2 protein-coding genes are annotated in these 1,657 nt (G+C 69.5%); one reads left to right on the forward strand and one right to left on the reverse strand.

All coding sequences use genetic code 11. The annotated features are described in order from the left end of the window. The first annotated feature begins 270 nt into the window (after nucleotides 1-270). Entirely contained in the window at nucleotides 271-1,065 is a 795-nt protein-coding gene (locus tag ACFYWI_RS38445; protein WP_389240833.1) for an IS5 family transposase, read from the forward strand. Here the strand turns inward: ACFYWI_RS38445 and ACFYWI_RS38450 are convergent. Beyond that, nucleotides 1,013-1,558, reverse strand: coding sequence for a hypothetical protein (locus ACFYWI_RS38450; RefSeq protein ID WP_389240835.1), 546 nt, complete (start codon nucleotides 1,556-1,558; stop codon nucleotides 1,013-1,015). The genes ACFYWI_RS38445 and ACFYWI_RS38450 overlap by 53 nt on opposite strands. Nucleotides 1,559-1,657 lie beyond the last annotated feature (99 nt).

Consider the following 1,657-nt stretch of genomic DNA (forward strand, 5'->3'; position numbering starts at 1 on the left):
AGAAGCCGTATCTCAACCGATCTTGGAACCTGCAAGTCGAACGGAGTTCCTGGTCGGGTGATCTTCCGGCCGTACGCGCATGAAGGCAGGGCCTCTCGGTAGCTCGGGGATGCGAATCTGACCGAGCAACGCCGGGAGGCCCTGTTGTCGTTGTTGTACGTGACCGCGCCCGTTGACTTCAACTCGCCCGTCGTGTCGTGCGATTGTCTCGCGCACGTGTACGGCAACGCGGCCGATCATCCCGATCGGGTGCGCCGGTATCCGTCGGACATGACGGACGCGGAGTGGGCGGAGGTCCGGCCTTTGCTGCCGGTGCCGGCCTGGCTCCAGGGCAAAGGCGGGCAGCCCGAGGGCTACTGCCACCGCCAGATGCTGGACGCGATCCGCTACCTGGTCGCGGGCGGGATCTCGTGGCGGGCGATGCCCGCTGACTTCCCCGCATGGGGCCGGGTTTACGCCTTCTTCCGCCGCTGGCGCGAGCACGGGCTGATCGCCGAGTTCCATGACCGTCTGCGCGGGACGGTCCGTGAACGCGAAGGCCGTGAGGCCGAGCCCACGGCAGGGATCATCGACGCGCAGTCGGTGCGGGCCGCCGCGACGGTGCCGGCCGCCTCACGCGGCTACGACGGCGGGAAGAAGGTGCCGGGCCGCAAACGGCACATCGTGACCGACTGCCTCGGCCTGCTCCTGGCCGTCGCGGTCACCGCCGCGAACATCGGCGACCGGGACGCCGCCGTGGGCCTGCTGAGACGGCTGCGCCGCCTGCACCGCGACATCACCCTCGTCTGGGCCGACGGCGGCTACACCGGCGGTCTCGTCGACTGGTGCCGGGACAAACTCGCCCTGACCTTGGAGATCGTCAAGCGCACCGACGACATGGAGGGGTTCGTGGTGCTCCCCAGACGCTGGGTGGCTGAGCGCACGTTCGCGTGGCTGATGAACTCCCGCCGTCTGGCCCGGGACTACGAAACTCTGCCCGCCACCAGCGAGGCGATGATCCGGTGGTCGATGGTCACGCGGATGAGCCGGCGTCTGGCAAGGGCACGGGCCGCCGGCCAGCGCTGAACATCCCCGACGTCTCCTGCAGCAGCCACCCGCGCTCTGCCAGGCGCCTGGCCTTCGAACGCACCCCCTCGACCTTCGCCGACGTCGTCCCAAGGCCCAGCTGAACCGCGATCTCCCTGGCCTTCACCGGTCCCTTGCCCGCTGACCGCCGCTCCTCCAGCACGCCCAGAATCCGCTGGTAGTCCGGTGTCAGCACCGTCACCGGCAGCCCGTCCCGCCAGGTCGGCACCGTCGAGCCCGGCACCGGCACCGGTGAGAGCGCCGTTTCCTGCTCCGCCTCAGTCACGGCAGTCGTCTCGGCGGCGGACACGGCCAGGGCCTCGACCAGCTCCTCCCGCGCGATCACCCGCCGGTCCAGCTCGATCTCCGCGGCCTCCAACACCTCAGCCAGCCGCGCGGCTTCCTCCCGCAGACCCTCCACCCGCACGCGGGCAGCCGCCTCCCGCTCCTCCAGCATTCCCAGCACCGACGCCACCGCGCACCCCTCGGTCATGAAGCGGACACAAGACGCCGCATGCCTCCCTCACCCCGAGCAAAACCATGCCTGACCAGCAGAAATCAAGGCATCACGTTCGGTTGAGATACGGCTTCT

Source organism: Streptomyces sp. NPDC002889 (assembly GCF_042888425.1).
In the GTDB taxonomy this organism is placed as follows: Bacteria; Actinomycetota; Actinomycetes; order Streptomycetales; family Streptomycetaceae; genus Streptomyces.

Coding starts and splice junctions, on each gene's coding strand:
- ACFYWI_RS38450 (WP_389240835.1), bottom strand. CDS start 1,558: ATGACCGAGGGGTGCGCGGTGGCGTCGGTGCTGGGAATGCTGGAGGAG.
- ACFYWI_RS38445 (WP_389240833.1), top strand. CDS start 271: ATGACGGACGCGGAGTGGGCGGAGGTCCGGCCTTTGCTGCCGGTGCCG.